Genomic DNA, 23,415 nt, shown 5'->3' on the forward strand with positions numbered 1-23,415 from the left:
TGAAGCATAGGATAAATGACTATTTTTAATATGGAGGATCGTCATGAATCAATATAACAATTATTATTCCCACCTTAGAAACACCGCTCAATTAATAAGGGATATCCAAAAAGCCATTAATGGGGAATATAGCGCAATTGCCTGTTATGAAAAATTAGCCCAATTAGCACCATCACCTTTAGAAAAAGAACAGATTTTAGAGATACGTGAGGATGAACAACGTCACTATGAAGAATTTCGCAAGATTTACAGATTATTAGTAGGAAATCCAGCACTTTCTGAGCACACTGAAGAATGTCCAGACTCCTATATTGATGGAGTAGAATTCTCATTTGTAGATGAACAAAAAACCGTTGATTTTTACTTAGATATTGCTGACCAATCGGAAGATCCTTATATCAAGAAAACGTTTCAACGCGCAGCAGCAGATGAACAAAATCATGCGGTATGGTTTTTGTTTTTTTCACAAAAAAATCAATGAAAAGACGAAATAGGATAGATAGGTTACATATTGATCTACCTATCCTCCTATGGTCACTGTTACATTAGCTGGTGCGTTTATGACTTACCTTACGTATGCAACAAGAAGTATATGGCCTGCATTCATTGCACATTCGGTTCATAACACTGCGTGGAACTATGGTGATTCACTTACTCAAGAAGCAAAATCAATTGTTACTTATATCACAGGTGATACTGGACTTGTACTCATTGTATTTTACCTACTTGTTTTTGTTTGGATGATTAATAAGGGGGAAAAAATAAGTGTCACAAACAATATGACAGTTAGTATGGTCAAAAATAACCACAAAAAGCTCAAAGTCTTTTTATGCTTTGAGCTTACTTTTATTCACCGAACTCAATCCCTCAACTTGATGAGGCGATTGTGGAAAGCATACATCAAGAGTTAGTAGCGAAAAATGAAGTACTTTTAACCGAGATTAATAATGTGATGGAAATAGAAATCTAGTCATCATGCAATTAGAGAACTCTCAAAAGTCACGACAATTACGGAGGTAACCACGTTATTAAATCAACTAGAGAATTTATCACAATAAAGTACGATACAGACAGGTGTTAGCTGAGTCTAAGTCTCCGGTGCTTCCAGTAAAGAAAAAGAAATAGGGTAATGCATCCTAATATAGCAGATGCATCACCCTATTTCTTTTCAAGTTCCAATAGTTTCATTTTCATATCTAGACCGCCGCGATATCCTGTTAAAGCACCGTTTTTACCGACAACACGATGACATGGGACTGTAATTAAAACAGGATTCGCTCCGATAGCTGCTCCTACCGCTCGAACAGCAGATGATTTATTGATATGATTTGCTATGTCTGAATAAGACCATGTCTGTCCATAAGGTATTTCACATAGAGCATCCCAGACAGCAAGCTGAAAATCGGTTCCCTTAAACTCACATGGAAGAGTAAAACTTTGTCTCTTTCCTTCTAAGTATTCGGAAATCTCGTCTACATAATCTTTTAGTTTTTCAGAATCATTATATAGAGGACTTCCAGGGAACCGCTTTCTAGCCCATTCAACCAGTTCCTCAAAAGGCTTATTTTGTGAACCAACAAAACACAATCCCTCTGATGTTGCGGCAAGATAAAGGTTCCAGTCTTGATGCTTAAGCAAAGACCAATAGATCGGATTGTTCGTAGATTTCATACTAATTCCTCCGACCGGGAACTATCCCGGTATTCTTTTAAAGACTAATAACTAACACCTATTATATTATATTCCACAAAAAAAGAGGCATTGCAACTCAAATTTTTAATGTAAGTGCTCTGGATTTGGACTACTTTCAATAAATATAAAGGGGCATACCGAAAACACCTACGATATGCCCCTTTTGTATATTCGTGACCAGAAACTTTAAATTCAATTATAATAAAGGAATATTTGCTTCTCTACATTCTTCTATAATGGACTCATTCCAAACGGAAGCATGAACCTCGCCAATATGAGCTTTCTTAAGCAAAAACATACATAATCTCGATTGACCAATGCCACCACCAATCGAATATGGAAGTACATTATTTAATATCATTTGATGGTATTTTAGTTCTTTTCTATCTTGATTTCCTGAACAATGCAATTGGTGCATTAAGGTTTCTCTGTCAACACGAATACCCATAGAAGAAATCTCAACAGAGCACCCTAGGGTTGGATACCATAAAATGAGGTCACCATTTAATGTCCAATCATCATAATCAGGAGAACGACCGTCATGTTTTACTCCAGAGCGAAGTTCGCCTCCAATTTGCATTATAAATACCGCTCCATGTTGCTCAGCAATTTTATCTTCTCTTTCCTTTGGGGTTAATGTAGGAAATAGATTCTCAAGCTCCTGAGCAGAGATGAACTGAATTTCATCTGGCAAAACTGGTTCAAGTTCAGGATAAAGTTCAAATAAGTAGTTCTCAGTCTCTTGTAGAACCTTATAAATCATTTTCACCTCTGACATTAATGTGTGAATGTTTCTTTGCTCAGATGATATGACTTTTTCCCAATCCCATTGTTCTACGTAAAAAGAGTGCAAATAATCTAATTCCTCATCTCTTCTAATCGCCTTCATATCTGTACAAAGCCCCTGGCCTACTTTTAAACCATATTTTTGTAAAGCAATCCTCTTCCACTTTGCAAGAGATTGGACGATTTCAAGCTTCTCAGACTCCAAATGTAGTCCATCAAAAGAAATTGTTCGTTCACTTCCGTTTAGGTTATCATTTATTCCTTTTCCCTCTTGTACGAAAAGTGGTGCCGAAACCCTTGTTAATATTAAGGCTTTAGACAATTCTGATTCAAAGTAATCCTTCGTTTGTTTTATCGCTATTTCGGTTTGAAGTAAACCAAGTTTACTTTCATACGTTGTTTTCAGTTTAGACAAGTATCATCATCCTCCACATCAAAATAATTAATTTACTGTATGACACCATGCTGGAGATGTGACTAGATAATATGATACCCATTGGGCTACTAATGTTAAAACCTTATAACTCTAAACAAAATTTGAGATTGCAAAACTTAACATTTTTCCTTTATTATATTAAAGGTTTAAACCATTTATTAATGATTTATCATGAAAGGAATCTGTTATGCTCAGTAGTCAACCCTTGATAAAAAAATTCACGAAATATAGTCTAGTGGGAGTACTATGTGTTGCCATATATTTTTTATCCATGTTTATTTTTGTAGAGCAAGTTAACATTGAACCGGTTTTGGCATCGACCATTTCCTTTATAATCATGACTCTTTGTTCTTATATCCTAAATAAACGATATACCTTCGGTGGTACTTATTCTCATACACAGTTCGTGAAGTTCATGATCGTAGCCTCTGTCGGCTTTGTCTTAAATGTAGGCATAATGTATACAATTGTCTCTATTATAGCTTTACATTACTTGATTGGAGAGTTATTTACCGTACTCATTATTCCTGCTGTTAACTTTCTTTTGAATTATTATTGGACATTTAATAATAAATAATAAACCTCTTATCCCTAGTTCGCTGGGTACCAATACGCGCCTATAGCATACGATATGATGACCATAATTATAGGATGTGATATGGAATGAGCAAGTTAAATCCTAGTAAGCTTTCAGTGGAATTTAGAGATGGAGCAACTCCCCTTTTCCCTGTTTGTCACCGCCGCCACACTCTCACTCATTCAGACGATACAGGTGAGTTATACTTAACGATTGGCATACAATTTGCCTATGACAAAATAAATAAAACAATGAGAGATGAAGTGCTTGGTGAATGGGTAAATGTACATGGGGATTGGATGTATTACATTCATTTATATGTAGATAGTGGTGAATTCGATCAGAAAACTGTAAAAATAAGAAACACCATTTTCAGACGTGAATTACCTCTTGCGTTAGAGGCCATTCGCTATGGTGATCAAACCTTCTTTCATGCCTACCCGTGGCAAGACGCGTCTCCCATTATTGTTCATTTTCTATCTACTAGTTCAGAATATAATAAGGTTGAATATTGGGGTCAGTTTTCTAATTATCGTGTTAATTAATCATTTTGAGTTGGAGGTAAGCAAGAGAAATGAAATAATAAAGCTTGTCTCCAATTCATTTACTTATGAATATTTCTTTTTACGTAGTACTTCATCTACTAGCCATCTTATAAATACTGCTTTTATAACATAGATGGGTAATGAAAAGGTGTATTTCCAATTCTCCAGCTTGTATATGCCTAACCATACTGTAATTGGTTCAAAAATATAGCTAAAAATGATTGCCATGATGATATTAGCGAGAACAAAGCTCTTCCAGCTCTTATAATACTGATATAAAAACATATTGGCCACGATGATAATACCTTGGTCAATCGGAATGAGTCGTGGCAGAACAATAATTAATTGATAAGGATAAGACCATAGATGAAGCTCGACTCGGGAGCTAACCTATTTTTCGGAATAACAATTCACCTAGCAACTCAATACATAAACTTTGTATTCTCAGCAAACGATATTGTTATCATAAGGTATAGAAATCAGAGGTGAAATAATGTTTAATCGGCAGGTAGTTCGCTTGCTCTTAGGTAGTTCTGTTCTTTCAAGTCTGTTTAGTACAGTAATAATTTCTCTAACCGTTTACCACCATTTCAAAATAAAAGAATTAATAAATGAACTCGACAGAAAAAGAGCCTAATCTATTGGCTCACTCTGCACACTAAAAGGTTTTAATCTAAATATCTGTTCAAAAAAAATCATTGGGAACCCCCAATGACTTTTTACATTGATTCGTATTATACTTTAAATCTACTAATCAACGTCTGCAATTCCTCTGCCATTTTAGATAGAGAACCAGCTGAAGTTGTTATTTCCTCCATAGATGCCAATTGTTCTTCTGTAGCTGCTGACACTTCTTGTGTTCCTGAAGCAGAACTTTCTGATATCTCAGTGATTAATTTCATCGAATGAACCATTTGTTCAGTTCCTGCTGCCATCTGTTGTACAGCCGAAGAGACTTCTTGGATCTGAACATTTACATCATTTACTGAAGTCTGAATATGTTCAAAAGAACTTCCCGCCGTGTTAACCACACCAATCCCAGCTTGTACTTCTTTAGTCGCTATTTCCATGGACTGAACAGCTTTGTTTGTTTCTCCTTGAATCATAAAAATTAGTTGCGAGATTTGCCCAGCTGACTGTGCTGATTGCTCTGCTAATTTCCTAACCTCATCAGCTACCACAGCAAATCCCCTGCCATGTTCCCCTGCTCTCGCAGCTTCAATTGCTGCATTTAGAGCTAACAAATTCGTTTGTTCAGCAATTCCTGTGATTACCTCAATAATTTTTCCAATTTCAGATGAACGAGCTCCAAGGTCTTTAACCACACTGCCAAGACCAGTCACGGTTGCGTTAATTGAGTTCATTTGCTCAACTGCCGTGTGAATAACCTTCCCACCTTCAGCAGCTTTGTCTGAAGCATCCATTGCAGTATTTAACACACTTTGTGCATTACTTGCAATTTGTTGAATCCCTGCTGACATTTCGTTAATGGTCTGTGAAGACTCTTCAACACTATGAACCTGTTGATCTACGCCTGCTGCTACTCCCTGCATGGTTGAAGCAACTTGTTCTGTAGCATGACTCGTTTGTTCAGCGCTTGCTGTTAATTCTTCAGCAGATGCAGCCACTTGTTCAGCTGTAGAACCTACCTGCTGGATCAAAGTGCGAAGGTTTGATGCCATTATGTTAAATGACTTAGCTAAGTCGCCAATTTCATCACGATTTTTAACATGCAATTCATCTGCTGTTAAATCTCCGTTTGAGATTTGTTCAGCAAGAACTGCCATTGACTGTACAGGTTTTGAGATTAGACGGCTAATTACGTAAGCAATTCCAATACCAAATATTAGGGCAGCTATAAGTAAAATAGTTGTTTCTCTAGTACCATTAACAAATAACTTATCAGCCTCATGACTAGCATTTACAGCACCTTCATAATTAATATCTCTTAACTTCAACAAATACCCCTGCATTTCATCAAACTTCTGGTCAGCTTGCACAATCAAAGCTCCCCCTCTAGTGGCATCTTTTGAGTTACTAGCTGTGATGACCTGCTCATGTATTTTTATATATTCCGCCCAAGCCCCTAAAAAAGTTGTATAAGTGCTTTTTTCATAATCATCAGAGATTAATTTTTCGTACTCGACAAATATTTGTTCAAGTTCAGCTATAACTTGTTCAATTTCTGCTTCATACTCACTCATTTTTACAGAATTTGCTGCGATTGTGTGCTTTGCTTCCAATGCATGAATACTCTCTGTTAGGTACGTAATGTCTCCAACATAATTTACAGAAGGAAGCCAGTTGAGTTCAATCTCTGTAGTTTTACTATTAATAACAGCCATTTTATCAATAGCGACCCAACCTAGGCCTCCCATCAAAATAAGGACAAATGCAAAACCAAGATACAATTTCTTTGCTACGGTGAATTTCATAGTTGCCTCCTCTTAAGAAATAATATTATAACAGTCCTTTTGTACTAGACATCATTAAACTAATGAATGCCTTATGTTAATTATAGTGAAAAGGAATCACGTTGAAAATAACTTTATAATAAAAGCTTTCATTTTAAAGTGACTTTTATCACAAAAATTCATATTTTCTTCTATTTTTAAACCCGAAAAGGCAAGTATAGACTAGTCCTACACTTGCCTTTTTCTTAGAATAATTCATTTGTTAACCATACTTTTAAAAGCAATCCCAGTATTAAATAACCCACAACATACTTCCAGTCCACAATTAATTTATCATTCCTCTTCCTAACAATCCCTAAACCTATTACCCACCAAAACAGATTTGAATCTGTTAATCTTTTTTTTCTCGTTAGATTGGTTCCTGCTTCAAGCTCCCTCTTTCTGTTTTCATGACGTGCCCATAAGATTACAATAACGATATCTGCGATAGCCCCAATTGAAATGGCAGTTAACATAAATCCTGGTGAAGGAGTCCACTTATCCGAGTCTTCTGATTCCTTTTTCTTTTCAATTCTTTCCTCTTCAGCTTTTAGCGCTTCATTGAAGGCCTGTTTCACTTCATTTTGTCTAGTCAATTTATCTTCCTGGGTACTTTCACTAGAATAATAAAATCCTATACCAGCAGCCAGTACTATGAATAAACAATACCCTAACGTAAACAAAATTCCCTTTTTCAATATTTCCACCTACAATACGTATTTAGAATACCTTTTCCCCTTGCTGAAAAGTCATCTTCAATCCACTCTCCCTTGATTCCATCTTCCATTTGATGTTCATTTCTCTTGTCATCATTGAAATGATCGTTAGCCCTATTCCTGTACCTTTTGTTTCATTTGTTGCTACGTCCATTCCAGGTCCTCTATCTTCTACAATTAGGGTCCTCTCACTTATAGTGATTCGGACAAACTTGCCACTTCTTGCATGTCTCAACACATTTTGAAGGAGATTATCCAAAATTCGTTTCAACCACTTTTCATCTATCTCCCAAAATAGCCCTTTTTCAGGTAAGTCTATATCTACCACAAACCCCTCATCCTCCAAAACTGAATACCAAGTAGCAATATGGTTACGTACTAGTCGAACAATGTTTATTTGCTGAGGCTCATACGGGTATTTTCCAGATAACAGTAATGTGTAAGACAAAAGATTTTCAATTAAATCTGCAACATAACTAATTTTGTCATCCATTGTTTCAACTAGCTCTATTGATTTTTTGGACTGTACTTCTTTTTTCAAGCTATATAGATTGCTTCTTAAAACAGTTAAAGGCGTTCTTAAATCATGTGAAAGGTTAGCAATGAGCTGCTGTCTCAACTTTAACTCCTTTTGCTCTTTCTCCCTACTTTCTTTTAATGCACCTACCATTTTATTAAATGACTCTTCTAATCTTCCTATTTCATCTTCTTTAGTTAGCTTTATCGGGCTCGGTATGGATGAATGAATTGGTATTGACATCGCTTCCTGAAGGCGAACAAGTCTTTTACGAATTCCTTTGAAAAACAACCAAGAGATAAGTAGAAACAAAGATAGTAAACCTATAAATGTTAAGATATATATGTAACTATATTGATCTCTTAGACGGACCAGTGGAGGTTCCATATACTTTTTCGGCATTTGAAAAACCATAAAACCTTGATTTCTTTCCTCACTTAGAAAAGCAACAACTGTAAACGGATCCCCGCCAAAGCTTTTTTTCATGAAAGATATACTATCTGAAGCAGACCACTTCTTTGGAATCGTTCCAAATGGATTAATTAACTCCTGAGTGACTCCATCCTGATTAACCCAAAACATACCCGCTTCCTTGTATTGATCTTTTACATGTATTAACGTTTGGTTAATCTCCTCTTCCCCTTTTCCTTCTAACTGTTTGGCTTCTTCATGCCACATTGCTTCAAGTTCATTCGCCTGATAGACTTGACCATACTCATCTTGGGATACATAAATAAAAGGTAGAAATACAACCATCGATAAAATAGTAAGAAAGAAAGGAATAGCTAAAATGGCTCCTATAATTAATATAAGATATTTTGTTTGCAGAGATAATTTCAATTTCATTTTTTCACCCTATACCCTATCCCACGTATCGTTTCAAGGATGGTTGGATTACTAGGATCAATTTCTATTTTTTCTCGCAAATGGCGAATATGGACCATCAACGACTTGTCCCCTTCAATGAAGGATTCATTCCAAATCCCCTCATAAATTTGTTCTTTCGTTAATATTTGATTCAAGTGTTTTAATAGATAAAAGAAGATTTGATACTGTTTTCCCGTTAAGATAATCTCTTCATTCGTCCGTGTGTCTAGGATACAGTTTTCCTCAACATTGACTTCAAGATGTCTCAATAGCACTGTCTTTTCCTGATACTTGTTATATCTTCTTAAAAGCACTTCGACTCTGGCTATAATCTCTTTAGGGTGAAAGGGTTTAGTCACATAATCATCCGCAAACGTTAACCCTTGTACCTTATCCTCAACTGCTATTCTTGCAGAGAGCATTAAGATAGGAGTCTCTGGGTATTCACGCTTAAACCGCTGCCCTAATGAAAATCCATCTAAACCAGGAAGCATCACATCCAGTATGATAAGATCTGTATTTTCCAGATGTTCCATTGCGGTATCCCCAGACGTTAACCATGTAACTTCATATCCACTACTTTCGAGCTCTTCTTTTACCCATGTTCCAATATCGATTTCATCCTCTATATATAAAATGCTTTTCATGTTTCTCAGCTCCATAAATTAATCTCTCACCCTATCGTAAACAATCTGCTCTCATTTGAAAACATTATTTTCCAAGTTTTAATCAAAATAGATGGTAGATTTAAACAAAACTTAAACTTCATAACCCTCAGATTTTAACCTTGCCTGTTTATACTGAGTTTCGAGGTGATAAATCATGAACTATTTTATTGAAACGAGAAATTTAACTAAAAAATATGGACATCAGCAATATGTTGTTGGCGCAGTTAATTTAAAAATCGAGAAAGGACAGATTTATGGATTTTTAGGTCCAAATGGTGCAGGTAAAACTACGACAATTCGAATGTTATTGGGTTTAATCACTCCTACCCAAGGTGACATATCATTCTTTGGTAAAAGTTTCAAAAAGAATAAATTAGAGATTTTAAGGAAAATAGGATCATTAGTAGAGTCGCCATCTTATTATGGACACTTAAATGCGATTGAAAATCTAGAAATATATCGAAAAATACTAGGTGTAAGCAAAACGCGAATACAGGAAGTATTAGAAGTCGTTGGGTTGACACATGCTGCCACAAAAAAGGTTAAGGAATTTTCATTAGGAATGAAGCAACGCCTTGGGATCGCTACGGCTTTACTTGGAAATCCAGAAATCTTAATTCTTGATGAACCGACCAATGGTCTTGATCCTTCAGGTATCCAAGAGATTCGTAACTTATTAAAACAACTTGCTTCTAAAAATGGGTTAACCATTATTGTATCTAGTCATCTACTAAGCGAAATTGATCAGATGGCTACACATGTAGGTATCATCTCTAAAGGGCAACTTATTTTCCAAGATTCCATTGAAGAGTTACGTAAAAAATCAAGAAGTTCAATACGTTTTGAGGTGGGGCAAACACGTGCGGCTTGGAATTTACTTCTCACAAAAGGACTTGAGTGTGAAAAAATAGACGATTCTATTTACTTACACAATGCAGATCACTCTAATGTTGCCATGGTAGTTGAGTCTCTTGTGAAAAACAATATTCCAGTCTATCGGGTTGAGGGACATACCTCCTCACTTGAAGAGATTTTCTTGAAGATTATTGAGGAGGACAATGGGCATGTTGCAACATCTACTAGCATCTGAATTTCTTAAGCTAAAGCGTAAGTGGGCCTGGTTCCTAATTTTCCTCGGCCCATTTGGAGTGGTAGCACTTCAAGCCTTGAACTTCGGGGTTCGTTACGAATATTTAACGAAGCAATATAAGGATGACCTTTGGGGAGGTCTATTAGGAAATGTTCAATCATTAGTGCCAGCTGTATTAATTATGGGAATGGCCATCATTACATCCATAGTTGCCCATGTTGACCATGAAAATCGTTCATGGAAGCATCTGCTCTCATTGCCAATTAACAAGCATTCTTTACTTTTAGCCAAATTCATTGTCAGCAGTGTGCTATTAGGAGTTGCTAGTTTACTACTTGTTGTTGGAACGGTAATCCTGGGTGTTTCTTTGAGATTTGGACTAGATTCTATCCCTCTTATGGAAATAACGAAAATGGCCTTTTTCTCTTATTTAGCTGCACTTCCTATATTAGCACTTCAGCTATGGATTGCAGTTGTTTATAGTCACCAGGGGGCAGCAATTACGATTGGTATTCTGGGAGCTTTATTTTCAACCTACTCCTTTAAAATGCCTGACTGGGTGATTTGGAAATGGCCTTCGTTACTAAATAATTGGGATGTACCTGCATATAGTGCGTATTTGGGCATGGGAACAGCACTTGTCATTTTTCTAATGGCCACCATTCATTTTACAAAGAGGGATGTGGAAGAATGAGTGTATTTATGAATACCTTACGTTCAGAGTTTTTAAAAATTAGAAAAACCAATATTACTCAATTAATCATCGTAAGTCCTTTGATATGCACCATCATCGCGTTTAGTGGTGGATTTGCTGTATCTGATAATGAATGGCTTAATTCCTATTATGCAATGGTATTTACACATGGAACGTTATTTCTTCCTATGATTACAGGAATTTTTGCTTGTTATGTTTGTCGATATGAACATTTGGATGGTGGTTGGAAGCAGATGCTAACACTTCCAATTCCGCGTTATCAGCTTTATATTGTGAAGTTTACGATGATCATGTTATTGATTGGGCTCATGCAACTCCTTTTCCTCCCAGGTCTATTTTTAGCTGGTACAGTGAAAGGAATGGCCGGATCTTTTCCATTAGAGCTTGTGTTGACAAGTCTATTGGGTGGATGGATAGCAACATTCCCATTGGTTGCATTGCAACTTTGGGTTTCTACGGCTTGGAAAAGCTTTGCAGCCCCAATGGCGATTAATGTCATTTTCACCTTTCCAAGTATTCTAGCTGCAAACTCAGAAAAGTTCGGTCCGTATTATCCGTGGGCTCAGCCTTTTTTTGGCATGATTCCAATGGAAGGACCAGAGAGTATGTTCTTCTTCAGTATTCAAACTCTTATTTTTGTGATTTTAGGTAGTTTCCTTGTTTTCTTTTTTGGTGGGTTGAGAATGTTTGTAAGGAGAGTGTATTAAAGAGGGTTATGTGACCTCAGGTTCGTGGGTTCGTGGTTTTTGGGCTCATAACTTCGTTTATGTGACCTCAGTTCGCGGGTTTCTTGGTTTTGAGGGCTCATAAATCCGCTTATGTGACCTCAGTTCGCGGGTTTCTTGGTTTTGAGGGCTCATAAATCCGTTTATGTGACCTCAGATCACGGATTTCTTGGTTTTGAGGGCTCATAACTTCGTTTATGTGACCTCAGATCACGGATTTCTTGGTTTTGAGGGCTCATAAATCCGCTTATGTGACTTCAGATCACGGATTCCGTGGTTTGGAGGGCTCATAACTTCGTTTATGTGACCTCAGTTCGCGGGTTTCTTGGTTTTGAGGGCTCATAAATCCGTTTATGTGACCTCAGATCACGGATTTCGTGGTTTTGAGGGCTCATAACTTCGTTTATGTGACCTCAGATCACACGGATTTCGTGGTTTTGAGGGCTCATAAATCCGTTTATGTGACCTCAGATCACGGATTCCGTGGTTTGGAGGGCTCATAACTTCGTTTATGTGACCTCAGTTCGCGGGTTTCTTGGTTTTGAGGCTCATAAGTTCACGTACGTAACCTGATTACCCCGATTTCTGGTTATTTCTCCCCCTTAAACCACTATCCTCACGAATCCCCAAATATCAATATGATTAGATATGATCCCACTATCAAGATAGTCCCAAGCCACTCATGGTAATAGGCTTTCCTCTCACGATCCGTCACCCATTGCTCAATTCCACTCACAATACTTTGAAGAAACATCATTCCAAACAAAGGACTTACTCTTACAGCATTTGAATAAGTTTCTGAGCCAGGTTCAAAATTCAGCTGAAACATACCAAATAAAAACAATACAAAGATACTAGAATCAACAATTCTAAAAACAGGTTTTCTTCTTTCTGACAACATCCATACCCATTCTCTATTTTTAATGCCAAGATGCTTCTTTAAGTAATGACTAATTAAGAAAAATACACTGAACAAAATAACCCAGCTAATAATCACATTGACATTCATAGAATCGCTCTCCGTTTCCATTACCCTCTAGTAGAGTTATAATCTATAAGTATTATTTTTCCAAATACATATAAAGATATTGTACCATGGATAAAAGCTTACTTTGAAAAAATCAAATAAAAATCGGAACCAAAACTAAATAGCATCGTCTAACCTTATGTAAGACCGGTCTTATAAACTAACTAATAGCCTTTTTAAAAACAGAAAGGAGGCACTACATACATGCATGTAAAAGCGATCCAAATCAACTCCCCCTCCCTCTCTGATGTGAATCATTCATCAAAGGAAGCTAAGCTTGAATGGTTAATGGATGAGTATGGAGATATGGTCCTGCGACTTGCTTATACCTACGTGAAACAAATGCAGCTTGCAGAAGATATTTCACAGGAGGTCTTTATTAGCTGTTATAAAAATCTAGATGGATTTCAACATAAAGCATCTTATAAAACTTGGGTTTATCGGATAACAGTGAACAAATGTAAAGATGCCATCGGTAGTTGGTCATCTAGAAACATCCATTATAAAGATATTGTTAGTTCACTTTTTACAAGTGGCACCAAATCAACAGAGGATAGCCTAATCGAGTTTGAAGAAAATGAGGAAGTATTTCAACGAGTGTTAGAGCTAAATGTTAACTACAGAGAAGTAATTATTCTTTATTACTATGAAGAGCTTTCAATTGAAGAGATTTCAGAGTTACTCCGTATCAAAGCCAATACTGTTAAATCCAGACTTCATCGAGCGAGAGCTGCATTAAAAAGTTCAATAAAGGAGGAAGTATAGTATGAAAGAAAAATGGGATTACCCTGATCAAGAAAAAAACAATCTCCGTTTTGAACAAAAACATAAACAATATGTTTTACAGAATGTAAGAAATCTTAAAGATACAAATACACAAAATGAACCGAATCGCCTCGGAAGATTTGCAACAAGAATTTCGTTTACTGGAGTAGCCATAGCTGCGTTGGTCTTCCTATTAATTGGCTCAACTTATGTCTCACCTGCCATGGCAAAGGTTGTCTCTACGATTCCATATCTTAGCCAATTTATTAAGCAAGAAGAACACAAGGTTGAATTGTTCGATACTGTTTATAATGTAATTAGAGAGAATGAGTATAAACTTGGAGATATTCAAATTAAGAATAACAAAATCATTGTTTCTATCGCTGGAACAAAGGAAGAAGTCAGTAACACAGAAGACGAAGTAATCTCCAATCTAAATACTGCATTACAATCTAAAGACCTCGGAAAATTTGAAATCCAAGTAAAAGATGTAAAAGAACAACCTGCTTATCTTTACAAGCCTAGGCCGGAGGAGATAGAAAACGAAAAGAAAGCTGAAGAACTTAAAGCAAAAATTACAGTGTTACTAGAAGAGCTTAATTATGAGCTAGCCTTCCCATTAGAGGTACGCTTCACCGATAATTTCATGTATGTCTCTGTATTCAAAACCGAAAAAGGAACGAAAGAGTTAAAAGCTAGATTGAAAGAGATTTCCGCAGAACATGGGGAATTTAGAATGAGAATAACTCAAATTGATAGGAAAGCACGTGAACAAGAAATTAGAATGGGAGGGATTGTTCAAACAATTGGAATTGGATTAATGGAAAATAAAGATTTTAAGGTAACAGGATTTTCGTTTTCTTTCCACCCTTACCCGCTACAGTTTACGTTGAAAACATCCATCAAATCATCTGATCCTGATGCAAAAGAATACGTTGAACGAATTGAAAAAGAAATCAATGATTTTATCAAATTGGATGAGAGAACAAAAGATGTTCGTAATGAAGAGTACGAGTTAACGATTTTAAGTAAGGATAAAAAGAAGCTTAATTAAAGAAGAAAACCTCTCTCCCACCTTAAGACTTGGTCAGAGAGGTTTTTTGATAACTATCTAGCTAAACTAAATTGTTTCTTTGTTATGTCAATTGCTTCGGATATTTTTCCATTCCTACTGAAACTAAGAAACCTCAACAGATTGTTTAAATGACATCACACAATTTCTTCCATTCTCTTTGGCTGCATAAAGAGCCTGATCTGCCTGACTTATAAGAGCTTGTACAGATATTTCGCCTTCAATATGGGCTGTATTAGTAACTCCAAAACTAGATGTTAACGAAATACAATGACCACCAACTAATGTAGGCATGTTTTGAATCATATCCTTTATTGAATGCGCTACATTCATAGCTTCATCAATCGTTCCTGATAGACAAATAAGAAACTCTTCACCACCGAATCTACCGAATAGATCCTCTTCCCTCAAACAACTCTTAACAATTTCAACCACATTACAAAGAACCGCGTCCCCAGATGCATGGCCATATGTATCATTAACTTTCTTAAAATGATCAATATCAAACATAATGACTGAGATGGATACACCCTTATTGAGATATTCCTCGGCTGATTTCACAAAATAGGTACGATTGTAAATGTTGGTTAAGCCATCAGTACTTGCCAACCTTTTAAGTTGTTCCTCAAGTGCCACTCGCTTAGTTACATCGGTAAAGGTGATTATTTTACCAATTAGTATATTTTTACTGTTCAATACTGAAGTAAACTTGACTTGGTAATAGTGTGAGATTCCTTCATTAGTATAGTGATAATCTGTTTCTGTCTCGTTCATTGCAAGTGATAAGAAGGTTGAATCTATATCATTGATAGTATGCAATTTCTGGCCAATGTAATTAGGTTTTAACCCTGGTAACACATTAATCATTGCCTGATTATAGTCAACAATAACATTACTTTGATTTAGAACTAATACACCTTCATCAATGCTTTCAAAAATCCGTTCCCTAGCTATAGGCGTAATATCAAACATTTTATAAGATAATAAAGCAATACCATGAAACACAAACGAAAAGCACATTGAAACTGGACCAATATCCACACCATTTGGGCTTAATCCTGTAATATAAAAAACACTAGCAATGATCGGTATTAACACTCCAGTTACCATTAACAAGATTTGTTGTTTAAGTTTAGTGGATAATGTTCTAAGTTCCAATAGTAGCACAACAACACTAGCCGCAACTACCCCATATAAAAAGACAGAGTGAACAACAAACCCAAGTCCAGGCTCTAGCTCTACGATAGGGTATGGACTATCTATTTTCAATGATACAGATGAATAGTAAAGATGATGAAAGTCATTTGTAAGATGAAGGGTAATCGTCACAAATGGTAATCCAAATAGGACAAATGTAAAAATTCGATTAAGCTTTTTTCCAACATAGTCAAGACACATTAGTAAGATAAAGACTGGTATAAACGGTAGAGCTAGGTATTCCATCCTTAACCAAAACTTTATTTGTTCCAATTCATAGCTAAGTAATTCAAACCCATAAGAGAATGTAAAGAAGGACGCCATAAGCGTAGCTAATATATAATATTTACCACCTGGTGTATTCTTTATATTTAAATACGCATAAATACATAAAATTAAACTAAGTACTCCACCTAAAAAGGTGAGTACGACAAATCCCAAAAGTTCTTGATTCATAATAGTTAACTCCAAAGGTAGGTTTATAGTTTTCAATTTATTATATAGTAGCTACACTTAACTTACTAGCTAGAATAGAAATCTTTGGTAAGTCTTTATTTAGGGACTATATTATTTACATTAATATACCCTTCTAAATAAGCAACTGCTTCCCCTGACATTTTCACCATATCACCTAAGTCTTCACAATAAAGCTTTCCGCCTCTTTCTGAAACTTGCAATGCAATAAATTTGCTCTTTCCTAAGACCTTCTTCCAATAAGGGACAAGAGTACAATGGGCTGACCCAGTTACAGGATCTTCATTAATTCCGATTTTTGGTGCGAAAAATCTTGATACGAAATCAACCTCGTTTCCTTTTGCAGTGACGATCACCCCTACTCCATCTAGTTTTTTCAATTCATCCATGTTTGGAGCAATGTCTAAAATATCCTGTTCAGATTCAAATACAGCTAAATAATCTCTGGATTTATATACTTCTTTTGGTTCCTTACCTAGTGCCTTACTAAGCATTTCTGGAATGTCACCGCATATAACCCCTTCCCTAGACGGGAAAATTAGAGTAAGTAAACCTTCATCCTGTGTCACTTCTAGAAGACCACTTTTTGTATGAAACTTTACCTCTCGTAGATCAATTTCTAAGTATGTAAAGATAACAAAAGCAGATGCTAATGTTGCATGTCCGCACAAATCAATCTCACCCGTTGGAGTGAACCATCTTAACTCATAGTCACTCTCTTTTTTCACAAAAAAAGCAGTTTCAGCTAGATTGTTTTCTGCGGCAATCTTTTGCATCAACTCATCCTCAATCCACTCATTCAAAGGGCAAACTGCTGCCGAATTCCCCTTAAATAATTCATGTGTAAAAGCATCAATTTGATAAATTGGTATCCTCATTTGGAATATCCCCTCACATTTTTTATCTTTAGTATACCTGACCTTTATCATTTTGAAAAAAGAAAACCGCTCACAAGAAGCGGCTTTTCCTTACCTATTGAATCACTCTTTTTGCAAATAAATAGTTCTTACCCCAGTAAGGGTTAGCTAGTACATTCGGTGTGATAATAACCCCTTTTGAAGAAGAAGCATGAATCATACCTCCATTAGCCATGTAAATTCCAACATGACCAATTCTTCCATCAGAATATAAGCTACTATCTGTAAAGAACAACAAATCTCCTTCTTGAAGTTCCTTGACATACGTACCAATACTTGCTTGGTCCCTAGATACCCTTGGAATAGAAATATCGTTATTTCTAAAAACCAATTGAGTATAAGAGGAGCAATCAAATAGTCTTGGCGCTTCAGCTAATGTTGCTCCGAACTTATAGCCCGCACCAATGAATTTTCTTGCTTCAATAATAATATTTTGTCTCTTTTCCTGGAGTGTCGTTCCCTTACTACTTTTTACAGGTTGTTTTTCACGAATTGGCTCAAGTTCTTTCGTTTTCTCTCTTGGTGGGATTCTTAAAACTTGATCATTGTAAATGACATTTGATTTCAAGTTGTTAGCAACCTTTAAAGCACTTACCGTCGTATGGTGAGCTCTTGCAATGGTCCATAATGAGTCCCCATTCTGAACAATATACAATTGAGCTGGCTTTTGAATCTGGAAGGACCCATTGCTAGGTTCAAAGGAAATGTATACATTAAACAATGAACTACCCGCATGAAGTGTTACATAAGCGGTGTTATTGATCCATCTTGGTGCATCAATGTTAATGTATTCATTACTTTTCTTTGCTCTACTTCCACCCATCGTTGTTCGTACCGTAGTCGATCCATCTGTTATTTGATAAGTTAATGTACTTTGATTAAATTGGATATTGTTATATCCTAGGATTTTCGATAAAGGAACCAGCGGTAGATAGTAGGTGCTACCAATTAAAATTGGATTAATACCATTCACCAATTTACCATTAATCGCTACTCCGCTAGTTGGTACATTTTTATACTGTGCATGTACACCAATTGGCCCACTTATGGAAAATACAAGGATTAAACAAGTAATAATTGCGCATTGCAGTCTTTTACTATGTCTTTTTACCATCGCAATTTGCTCCTCTGCTAAGTTTTTCCCATCTATAATAGGTTCCGTTGGAGCTTATTGTTTTATTCTTTGTATATTATGGAATGGTACATATGTTCTATTTCTCGGGAAATGATTGTAGAATTTTGTCGAAAGTATCAGAATTGATTCCATAACCATAAACTTTCAATCATACTTCATTCACTTTAAGTAAACAGTAATAGTTGAGGAGAAGAAGCATCCAAAATCTGTTTAAAGGTGTGAGTTTGATGAACAACATATTGGGTATACTTTTGAATTTAATGAAAAACCAAGACTTTTTAAGTATGTTTGGACGAAAAAAGGATTCTAAAGGATGGCTTTGGGGTTCAATTATTGGTATGGGAATTGGTGCTGCTTTGGTTAGTTTAGGAAAGAATCGTAATATGATGGATTCCATTAAAAACATGACTAATAATGTAAACTCTGGTCAAAAAGGTTCAATTCCAAATTTTAACCTAGCAACACTTACAGAGTTTTCAAAAGAATTGACGCCGAAACGCAGACAAAATAACATGGAATAGACTCTCTTTTATGGATACCCATTTTAATATGGGTATCCTTTTACAATAAAAAACCATTAGCTAAGCAACTAATGGCTTCTTCGTAATCTTAAATTGTTTATCCATCAACTTTCTCTAACAGTTGATGGATAAAGCCTTCCCATTATAATCGTATTATAATAGTTACCATCAGATAATAGCTTATCACTTCTTAAAACACCCTCTACCTCAAAACCATATTTTTTATAAAGTTTGATTGCTTTCTCATTTGTTTCAAGTACATTCAGAGTTATTTTCTTTAATCCATTATTATCTGCCCAGATTATAGATTCCTTTAAAATGTTTTCCCCTATTCCATGTCCCCAGAATTCCTTTAACACACAAACACCAAATTCTACTTTGTGGCACGACCTTTTCAAGGTACTTCCTTCACACCTGGAAAAACCAACAATTCTACCATTCACTACAGCTACTAAAAACACGTTAGATAATCTATTAGTATCTTCTTTTATGATTTCTATAAAACCTTCTTGATCTATATATGCCTCTCCCTTTTCACGGTCCATATTCTCAGTTTCACCATCAATTTGCAATCTAACTTCAGATAACTGCCTAGCATCAGATTCCATCGCTGAACGTATTACATAATGAAGATCTTTTATTAAGTATTCTGTTTGAGTCACTCTCACTTAATATCTCCTCCCTCCTTGTTTGCATTGGTTAGTAAAAACTCAATGTTTCTTTAATTAATATCATACAAAACTTATTTTCTTGTGATTTTTGTCACATAAAATAAGTTAAAAATCTAGTAAGCTAAGGTTAAGTTACCATTTATAAGGGGGAAATAACATGATTTTAGCTTGGATTATTACATTCAGTCTTATTTTACTTTGTTTATCTGCAACAGTTTTAATTATGAATGGAGTTAAACAAACAGACGAGCAAGAATTAGCAGACTTACATATAAATATTAAAAATATAGCTGTCAAAACTAACTTTAAAAAGGTTAGCTAACCAACATAAAAGGGATAGTTGAACAGAAATCCATTCTGTTACAACTATCCTTTTTTTATATTCCTTTACTGAAGGGGATGATTATTATTTTATCTTCCTAATCAAACTGTAATAATACTCACCAATTAATAGCACCATTAAATGAATTGGTATAAGGGAAAATAAACTTAATGAGTTAGACGGACGAATGGTTTTATATCTAAACAAAAGCCGATCAATTAAATGAAGGACGGCAATACCAGCCAACTTTACCTTTCGATTTAAATGTAATGTTGTCAAAGTTCCAATAAACCCTGAAACGAATGTATAAAGTGGCACAAGAATAAAATGCTCCCAATATTTATCTCTTAACAAGCCTATTCTAAATCTGTATTTATTAAATAGAACTAAACAAAAATAAAGGACATTAGTATAATTCACCCAGTAAGCCAAAAAGACGGATATATAGACGATCATTTTATTCCCTTTTTGCACACTATCCCACCATTTTGATAGGATAAAGAAATAAAAAGGCATTGCAGTGAATGTGTAGGCTGTACTCCATTTTCTATTCTTATAAATACCCAATTTGGTAAAGATTCGTTCTACCACTACGTAAGTAAAAGAAACTCCTACTCTCCATTTCCACCCTTTATTAAATAAAGTTAACATTGTCCCAGCTATTGGTACAAATAATGATTGAGACATGAAGGCACCGAATACTGAATCAACCCAATTATTTTTAAAAAACTTAGGAAAGTACCAATACATTTTAAAGATATTCAAAACAAAGTATTCAAATACATAAGCCATCCCTATACTTATCATGAGCAAAGAGAAGGTTTTTTTTCCTTTACGATAAAATGTAAAAATTAGCAGAAATGTATGTATAGTTGCTAATAGTATAAAAGGAAGTCGATTTTTCATAAATGGAGTTTCCTTTCTCAGCCTGAAACCAATCATGAAGATAAAAATATCAATTGCATATACAAAAGGTTTCTTTAGTATTCTTAGTTGTTGCTACAAATATGTATAACGTAAAGGAAAGTTCCACTCTATTAAAAAAAGCATTTACCCCATTGAGGTTAATGCCAGAGTAACAAAATATATATGATCTTAATAATGACGATAAACCTTCCCTTTATAAATATCCTCAATATCTATATCACGTTCAGAGTTCATTGAATGCTCAACGACTTTAGATAGAAGGTTCTCTTCAATCATAGAAGCAATGTGGATAGTATGTATATTTCCAGCATTAGTCTCTTCAATCTCTTCGTAAGAATTTAATTTGTAAAAATTAATTGCTTTTCTGATTAATCCTTGAACACACTCTCTATTACTAGAATCAAAATACTTTGTATTTTCAATTGTTTCACTCACAAAAGTATATATATTTTTAATCAAACTAAAACCTCCAACAGAGATAAAAAATGGAATGCTTTTCTCTAGTTTCTTCTTTTTAAAATAAGAATATCCTGTTCCTTTAAAGGACTCTTTTGAAAAAAATAAAAAAGATCCTATATCCTACTTGTCATTCTATTTTGAATGGCCGTGAGTAAATATAAGATCTTACAATTATGTAGTTATTTTAACATGGCGGAGAAGGAGGGATTTGAACCCTCGCGCCGCTTACACGACCTACACCCTTAGCAGGGGCGCCTCTTCAGCCACTTGAGTACTTCCCCAATATATAGCTCCCACCTACGACCTATCAGTTAACAGCCGATAACTCAACCACTGACATACTGTGGAACAAAATTTATGGATTAATTTAGAAATGGTGGGCCTAAATGGACTCGAACCATCGACCTCACGCTTATCAGGCGTGCGCTCTAACCAGCTGAGCTATAGGCCCATTAAAACAAATGGAGCGGGTGATGAGAATCGAACTCACGACATCAGCTTGGAAGGCTGAGGTTTTACCATTAAACTACACCCGCAATTTATTCTTATAAAGTAATGGCTGGGCTAGCTGGATTCGAACCAACGCATGACGGAGTCAAAGTCCGTTGCCTTACCGCTTGGCTATAGCCCATTGAATAATCAACATGAATAAACTTCTAGACTTACTTCATAAAAAAACACCGCAAGAGGATATTTTAGGATATTTAAAAGGAAATATCACTAATTATCATCGAAAGGAGTTTCTTAAATAATATTTAAATAAATGGGGCGACTGATGGGAATCGAACCCACGAATGTCGGAACCACAATCCGATGCGTTAACCACTTCGCCACAACCGCCAAATTAAGTTAAATGCCACAATAGAATAATGGCGGAGGAAGAGGGATTCGAACCCCCGCGGGCTTTGACACCCCTGTCGGTTTTCAAGACCGATCCCTTCAGCCGGACTTGGGTATTCCTCCATTTAACATGGAGCCTAGCGGGATCGAACCGCTGACCTCCTGCGTGCAAGGCAGGCGCTCTCCCAGCTGAGCTAAGGCCCCTTAATAGTACTAAAACTGGTCGGGAAGACAGGATTCGAACCTGCGACCCCTTGGTCCCAAACCAAGTGCTCTACCAAGCTGAGCTACTCCCCGTAATTAAAATAATGGCGCGCCCGAAAGGAGTCGAACCCATAACCTTCTGATCCGTAGTCAGACGCTCTATCCAATTGAGCTACGGGCGCATGATATTAACAAAATAATCTGGTCACTTTAAGGAAAGTTCATTTCGCTTTGCGATGTTTCGGAAAAGTTATTTTTCTCCACTTCGTTACGCAAAAACTTTGGTGCCGAGGACCGGAATCGAACCGGTACGGTAGTCACCTACCGCAGGATTTTAAGTCCTGTGCGTCTGCCAGTTCCGCCACCCCGGCACATAAAAGAAAGCAGACAATTTTTGGAGCGGAAGACGAGGCTCGAACTCGCGACCCCCACCTTGGCAAGGTGGTGTTCTACCACTGAACTACTTCCGCAACACATATGGAACGTTCTTTTGCTAGCGCAAAAAACGTTGGTGCGGGTGAAGGGACTCGAACCCCCACGTCAATGACACTAGATCCTAAGTCTAGCGCGTCTGCCAATTCCGCCACACCCGCATGTATAGAGTTAAAAAAGAAAATGGTGCCGGCGAAAGGAGTCGAACCCTCGACCTACTGATTACAAGTCAGTTGCTCTACCAACTGAGCTACACCGGCGAATTAAGATAGTTTTAATATTAAGGGTTGCTATTTGTATTTGTCGTCCTAATCTCAGCAAGCATATTCAAGTAGCAGCTCGGTTAGTACGCTGAAGATTATTCAAGAAGCTTATTCGGCCGTGCTCTACCAACTGAGCTACACCGGCGAATTAAGAAATTAAGGGAGATTATTTTCACTTCGTGAAAAACCCTGGTGACCCATACGGGATTCGAATCCGTGTTACTGCCGTGAAGGGCAGTGTCTTAACCGCTTCACCAATGGGCCCATTTTAGTTTTGGGCAAAATAATAGCCCCAATTAAGGGACATAGCCTGGCGACGTCCTACTCTCACAGGGGGAAACCCCCAACTACCATCGGCGCTGAAGAGCTTAACTTCCGTGTTCGGCATGGGAACGGGTGTGA

The 23,415-nt window shown here is 36.3% G+C and carries 24 protein-coding genes, 13 tRNA genes, 1 rRNA gene and 1 pseudogene; 11 read left to right on the top strand and 28 right to left on the bottom strand.

Features of this window, described 5'->3' with window-relative positions:
- Nucleotides 1-43: 43 nt before the first annotated feature.
- Nucleotides 44-481 (top strand): ferritin-like domain-containing protein, encoded by a 438-nt coding sequence (locus tag J2Z26_RS20265; protein WP_193535061.1) that lies wholly within the window; start codon nt 44-46, stop codon nt 479-481.
- Between the two features lie 49 nt (nt 482-530).
- Nucleotides 531-911, top strand: a complete 381-nt coding sequence (locus J2Z26_RS20270; protein ID WP_193535062.1) for a CPBP family intramembrane glutamic endopeptidase — start codon at nt 531-533, stop codon at nt 909-911.
- A gap of 247 nt (nt 912-1,158) precedes the next feature.
- Here J2Z26_RS20270 and J2Z26_RS20275 read toward each other — a convergent pair whose 3' ends face one another.
- Nucleotides 1,159-1,671 (bottom strand): methylated-DNA--[protein]-cysteine S-methyltransferase, encoded by a 513-nt coding sequence (locus J2Z26_RS20275; protein ID WP_193535063.1) that lies wholly within the window; start codon nt 1,669-1,671, stop codon nt 1,159-1,161.
- Nucleotides 1,672-1,888: 217 nt separating this feature from the next.
- Nucleotides 1,889-2,884: an aspartate--ammonia ligase gene (asnA, locus tag J2Z26_RS20280; RefSeq protein ID WP_193535093.1), complete on the bottom strand. Its 996-nt coding sequence runs from the start codon at nt 2,882-2,884 to the stop codon at nt 1,889-1,891.
- A gap of 235 nt (nt 2,885-3,119) precedes the next feature.
- Here asnA and J2Z26_RS20285 point away from each other — a divergent pair, with 235 nt between their 5' ends.
- Together J2Z26_RS20285 and J2Z26_RS20290 are read left to right on the top strand one after the other, a co-directional pair.
- Nucleotides 3,120-3,491 carry a GtrA family protein gene (locus J2Z26_RS20285; protein ID WP_193535064.1) on the top strand — a complete coding sequence of 124 codons (372 nt, stop codon included), beginning with the start codon at nt 3,120-3,122 and terminating at the stop codon, nt 3,489-3,491.
- An 86-nt stretch (nt 3,492-3,577) separates the two neighbouring features.
- A complete protein-coding gene (locus J2Z26_RS20290) occupies nt 3,578-4,036 on the top strand; it encodes a staygreen family protein (protein ID WP_193535065.1) in 459 nt (152 codons plus the stop codon).
- Between the two features lie 63 nt (nt 4,037-4,099).
- On the opposite strand, the pseudogene J2Z26_RS20295 reads toward J2Z26_RS20290, so the two are convergent.
- From J2Z26_RS20295 to J2Z26_RS20315, 5 genes and pseudogenes are all read right to left on the bottom strand, one after another.
- A pseudogene (locus J2Z26_RS20295) lies at nt 4,100-4,402 on the bottom strand (hypothetical protein); the annotation flags it as partial.
- Between the two features lie 368 nt (nt 4,403-4,770).
- On the bottom strand, nt 4,771-6,471 hold the full coding sequence (locus J2Z26_RS20300) for a methyl-accepting chemotaxis protein (RefSeq protein ID WP_193535067.1): 1,701 nt from the start codon (nt 6,469-6,471) through the stop codon (nt 4,771-4,773).
- A gap of 224 nt (nt 6,472-6,695) precedes the next feature.
- Entirely contained in the window at nt 6,696-7,187 is a 492-nt protein-coding gene (locus tag J2Z26_RS20305; protein ID WP_193535068.1) for a hypothetical protein, read from the bottom strand.
- A 22-nt stretch (nt 7,188-7,209) separates the two neighbouring features.
- On the bottom strand, nt 7,210-8,568 hold the full coding sequence (locus J2Z26_RS20310; protein ID WP_193535069.1) for a sensor histidine kinase: 1,359 nt from the start codon (nt 8,566-8,568) through the stop codon (nt 7,210-7,212).
- Nucleotides 8,565-9,236: a response regulator transcription factor gene (locus J2Z26_RS20315; RefSeq protein WP_193535070.1), complete on the bottom strand. Its 672-nt coding sequence runs from the start codon at nt 9,234-9,236 to the stop codon at nt 8,565-8,567. Before J2Z26_RS20315 ends, J2Z26_RS20310 begins: the two co-directional genes overlap by 4 nt.
- A 175-nt stretch (nt 9,237-9,411) precedes the next feature.
- Between J2Z26_RS20315 and J2Z26_RS20320 the strand changes: the two genes are divergently transcribed.
- Genes J2Z26_RS20320 through J2Z26_RS20330 form a run of 3 tightly spaced genes read left to right on the top strand, consistent with a single transcriptional unit; the run spans nt 9,412 to nt 11,769 of the window.
- Entirely contained in the window at nt 9,412-10,347 is a 936-nt protein-coding gene (locus J2Z26_RS20320; RefSeq protein ID WP_193535071.1) for an ABC transporter ATP-binding protein, read from the top strand.
- Nucleotides 10,322-11,041 carry an ABC transporter permease gene (locus tag J2Z26_RS20325; protein ID WP_193535072.1) on the top strand — a complete coding sequence of 240 codons (720 nt, stop codon included), beginning with the start codon at nt 10,322-10,324 and terminating at the stop codon, nt 11,039-11,041. Before J2Z26_RS20320 ends, J2Z26_RS20325 begins: the two co-directional genes overlap by 26 nt.
- Nucleotides 11,038-11,769 (top strand): ABC transporter permease, encoded by a 732-nt coding sequence (locus J2Z26_RS20330; protein ID WP_193535073.1) that lies wholly within the window; start codon nt 11,038-11,040, stop codon nt 11,767-11,769. The genes J2Z26_RS20325 and J2Z26_RS20330 overlap by 4 nt, the downstream gene beginning before the upstream one ends.
- Nucleotides 11,770-12,403: 634 nt before the next feature.
- On the opposite strand, the gene J2Z26_RS20335 is transcribed toward J2Z26_RS20330, so the two are convergent.
- Entirely contained in the window at nt 12,404-12,796 is a 393-nt protein-coding gene (locus J2Z26_RS20335) for a DUF4181 domain-containing protein (RefSeq protein WP_193535074.1), read from the bottom strand.
- A gap of 222 nt (nt 12,797-13,018) precedes the next feature.
- On the opposite strand from J2Z26_RS20335, the gene J2Z26_RS20340 reads away from it, so the two are divergent.
- Together J2Z26_RS20340 and J2Z26_RS20345 are read left to right on the top strand one after the other, a co-directional pair.
- A complete protein-coding gene (locus J2Z26_RS20340; protein ID WP_193535075.1) occupies nt 13,019-13,579 on the top strand; it encodes a sigma-70 family RNA polymerase sigma factor in 561 nt (186 codons plus the stop codon).
- Nucleotide 13,580: 1 nt separating this feature from the next.
- Nucleotides 13,581-14,633, top strand: coding sequence for a DUF4030 domain-containing protein (locus J2Z26_RS20345; protein WP_193535076.1), 1,053 nt, complete (start codon nt 13,581-13,583; stop codon nt 14,631-14,633).
- 123 nt (nt 14,634-14,756) lie between these two features.
- Here J2Z26_RS20345 and J2Z26_RS20350 read toward each other — a convergent pair whose 3' ends face one another.
- The 3 genes from J2Z26_RS20350 to J2Z26_RS20360 all read right to left on the bottom strand — a co-directional run bounded on the left by J2Z26_RS20350 (nt 14,757) and on the right by J2Z26_RS20360 (nt 18,353).
- Nucleotides 14,757-16,304, bottom strand: coding sequence for a histidine kinase N-terminal 7TM domain-containing diguanylate cyclase (locus tag J2Z26_RS20350; protein WP_193535077.1), 1,548 nt, complete (start codon nt 16,302-16,304; stop codon nt 14,757-14,759).
- Between the two features lie 95 nt (nt 16,305-16,399).
- Nucleotides 16,400-17,200 (bottom strand): PhzF family phenazine biosynthesis protein, encoded by an 801-nt coding sequence (locus J2Z26_RS20355; protein WP_193535078.1) that lies wholly within the window; start codon nt 17,198-17,200, stop codon nt 16,400-16,402.
- Nucleotides 17,201-17,294: 94 nt separating this feature from the next.
- Nucleotides 17,295-18,353 (bottom strand): C40 family peptidase, encoded by a 1,059-nt coding sequence (locus J2Z26_RS20360; RefSeq protein WP_193535079.1) that lies wholly within the window; start codon nt 18,351-18,353, stop codon nt 17,295-17,297.
- A gap of 248 nt (nt 18,354-18,601) precedes the next feature.
- Between J2Z26_RS20360 and J2Z26_RS20365 the strand changes: the two genes are divergently transcribed.
- Entirely contained in the window at nt 18,602-18,895 is a 294-nt protein-coding gene (locus tag J2Z26_RS20365; protein ID WP_193535080.1) for a hypothetical protein, read from the top strand.
- A gap of 104 nt (nt 18,896-18,999) precedes the next feature.
- Here J2Z26_RS20365 and J2Z26_RS20370 read toward each other — a convergent pair whose 3' ends face one another.
- On the bottom strand, nt 19,000-19,503 hold the full coding sequence (locus J2Z26_RS20370) for a GNAT family N-acetyltransferase (RefSeq protein ID WP_227413644.1): 504 nt from the start codon (nt 19,501-19,503) through the stop codon (nt 19,000-19,002).
- 220 nt (nt 19,504-19,723) lie between these two features.
- Between J2Z26_RS20370 and J2Z26_RS20375 the strand changes: the two genes are divergently transcribed.
- A complete protein-coding gene (locus tag J2Z26_RS20375) occupies nt 19,724-19,888 on the top strand; it encodes a hypothetical protein (RefSeq protein ID WP_193535082.1) in 165 nt (54 codons plus the stop codon).
- Nucleotides 19,889-19,972: 84 nt separating this feature from the next.
- Here J2Z26_RS20375 and J2Z26_RS20380 read toward each other — a convergent pair whose 3' ends face one another.
- The 16 genes from J2Z26_RS20380 to rrf form a co-directional block, all read right to left on the bottom strand.
- A complete protein-coding gene (locus tag J2Z26_RS20380) occupies nt 19,973-20,794 on the bottom strand; it encodes a hypothetical protein (RefSeq protein WP_209794424.1) in 822 nt (273 codons plus the stop codon).
- A 189-nt stretch (nt 20,795-20,983) separates the two neighbouring features.
- A complete protein-coding gene (locus J2Z26_RS20385; protein WP_193535084.1) occupies nt 20,984-21,274 on the bottom strand; it encodes a DUF6407 family protein in 291 nt (96 codons plus the stop codon).
- A gap of 190 nt (nt 21,275-21,464) precedes the next feature.
- Nucleotides 21,465-21,555 (bottom strand) — tRNA-Ser (locus tag J2Z26_RS20390).
- Between the two features lie 93 nt (nt 21,556-21,648).
- A tRNA-Ile gene (locus tag J2Z26_RS20395) sits at nt 21,649-21,725 on the bottom strand.
- A gap of 11 nt (nt 21,726-21,736) precedes the next feature.
- Nucleotides 21,737-21,810 (bottom strand) — tRNA-Gly (locus J2Z26_RS20400).
- Nucleotides 21,811-21,830: 20 nt separating this feature from the next.
- Nucleotides 21,831-21,905: transfer RNA gene (locus J2Z26_RS20405), tRNA-Gln, on the bottom strand.
- A 133-nt stretch (nt 21,906-22,038) separates the two neighbouring features.
- Nucleotides 22,039-22,114 (bottom strand) — tRNA-His (locus J2Z26_RS20410).
- Nucleotides 22,115-22,144: 30 nt separating this feature from the next.
- Nucleotides 22,145-22,237 (bottom strand) — tRNA-Ser (locus J2Z26_RS20415).
- An 8-nt stretch (nt 22,238-22,245) separates the two neighbouring features.
- Nucleotides 22,246-22,318: transfer RNA gene (locus tag J2Z26_RS20420), tRNA-Ala, on the bottom strand.
- A 16-nt stretch (nt 22,319-22,334) separates the two neighbouring features.
- Nucleotides 22,335-22,411: transfer RNA gene (locus tag J2Z26_RS20425), tRNA-Pro, on the bottom strand.
- A 12-nt stretch (nt 22,412-22,423) separates the two neighbouring features.
- Nucleotides 22,424-22,500 (bottom strand) — tRNA-Arg (locus J2Z26_RS20430).
- Between the two features lie 100 nt (nt 22,501-22,600).
- Nucleotides 22,601-22,689: transfer RNA gene (locus tag J2Z26_RS20435), tRNA-Leu, on the bottom strand.
- 24 nt (nt 22,690-22,713) lie between these two features.
- A tRNA-Gly gene (locus J2Z26_RS20440) sits at nt 22,714-22,788 on the bottom strand.
- A gap of 39 nt (nt 22,789-22,827) precedes the next feature.
- Nucleotides 22,828-22,911 (bottom strand) — tRNA-Leu (locus tag J2Z26_RS20445).
- Nucleotides 22,912-22,934: 23 nt separating this feature from the next.
- A tRNA-Thr gene (locus J2Z26_RS20450) sits at nt 22,935-23,010 on the bottom strand.
- A 311-nt stretch (nt 23,011-23,321) separates the two neighbouring features.
- Nucleotides 23,322-23,415: ribosomal RNA gene (gene rrf / locus J2Z26_RS20455) — 5S ribosomal RNA — on the bottom strand; the annotation flags it as partial.

The sequence above is a fragment of the Cytobacillus luteolus genome, from assembly GCF_017873715.1.
GTDB lineage: Bacteria > Bacillota > Bacilli > Bacillales > Bacillaceae_L > Bacillus_BV > Bacillus_BV luteola.

Coding starts and splice junctions, on each gene's coding strand:
- J2Z26_RS20380 (WP_209794424.1), bottom strand. CDS start 20,794: ATGAAAAATCGACTTCCTTTTATACTATTAGCAACTATACATACATTT.
- J2Z26_RS20325 (WP_193535072.1), top strand. CDS start 10,322: ATGTTGCAACATCTACTAGCATCTGAATTTCTTAAGCTAAAGCGTAAG.
- J2Z26_RS20375 (WP_193535082.1), top strand. CDS start 19,724: ATGATTTTAGCTTGGATTATTACATTCAGTCTTATTTTACTTTGTTTA.
- J2Z26_RS20315 (WP_193535070.1), bottom strand. CDS start 9,236: ATGAAAAGCATTTTATATATAGAGGATGAAATCGATATTGGAACATGG.
- J2Z26_RS20335 (WP_193535074.1), bottom strand. CDS start 12,796: ATGAATGTCAATGTGATTATTAGCTGGGTTATTTTGTTCAGTGTATTT.
- J2Z26_RS20275 (WP_193535063.1), bottom strand. CDS start 1,671: ATGAAATCTACGAACAATCCGATCTATTGGTCTTTGCTTAAGCATCAA.
- J2Z26_RS20365 (WP_193535080.1), top strand. CDS start 18,602: ATGAACAACATATTGGGTATACTTTTGAATTTAATGAAAAACCAAGAC.
- J2Z26_RS20360 (WP_193535079.1), bottom strand. CDS start 18,353: ATGGTAAAAAGACATAGTAAAAGACTGCAATGCGCAATTATTACTTGT.
- J2Z26_RS20290 (WP_193535065.1), top strand. CDS start 3,578: ATGAGCAAGTTAAATCCTAGTAAGCTTTCAGTGGAATTTAGAGATGGA.
- J2Z26_RS20370 (WP_227413644.1), bottom strand. CDS start 19,503: ATGGAATCTGATGCTAGGCAGTTATCTGAAGTTAGATTGCAAATTGAT.
- J2Z26_RS20265 (WP_193535061.1), top strand. CDS start 44: ATGAATCAATATAACAATTATTATTCCCACCTTAGAAACACCGCTCAA.
- J2Z26_RS20320 (WP_193535071.1), top strand. CDS start 9,412: ATGAACTATTTTATTGAAACGAGAAATTTAACTAAAAAATATGGACAT.
- J2Z26_RS20310 (WP_193535069.1), bottom strand. CDS start 8,568: ATGAAATTGAAATTATCTCTGCAAACAAAATATCTTATATTAATTATA.
- J2Z26_RS20270 (WP_193535062.1), top strand. CDS start 531: ATGGTCACTGTTACATTAGCTGGTGCGTTTATGACTTACCTTACGTAT.
- J2Z26_RS20340 (WP_193535075.1), top strand. CDS start 13,019: ATGCATGTAAAAGCGATCCAAATCAACTCCCCCTCCCTCTCTGATGTG.
- J2Z26_RS20300 (WP_193535067.1), bottom strand. CDS start 6,471: ATGAAATTCACCGTAGCAAAGAAATTGTATCTTGGTTTTGCATTTGTC.
- J2Z26_RS20355 (WP_193535078.1), bottom strand. CDS start 17,200: ATGAGGATACCAATTTATCAAATTGATGCTTTTACACATGAATTATTT.
- J2Z26_RS20350 (WP_193535077.1), bottom strand. CDS start 16,304: ATGAATCAAGAACTTTTGGGATTTGTCGTACTCACCTTTTTAGGTGGA.
- J2Z26_RS20330 (WP_193535073.1), top strand. CDS start 11,038: ATGAGTGTATTTATGAATACCTTACGTTCAGAGTTTTTAAAAATTAGA.
- J2Z26_RS20345 (WP_193535076.1), top strand. CDS start 13,581: ATGAAAGAAAAATGGGATTACCCTGATCAAGAAAAAAACAATCTCCGT.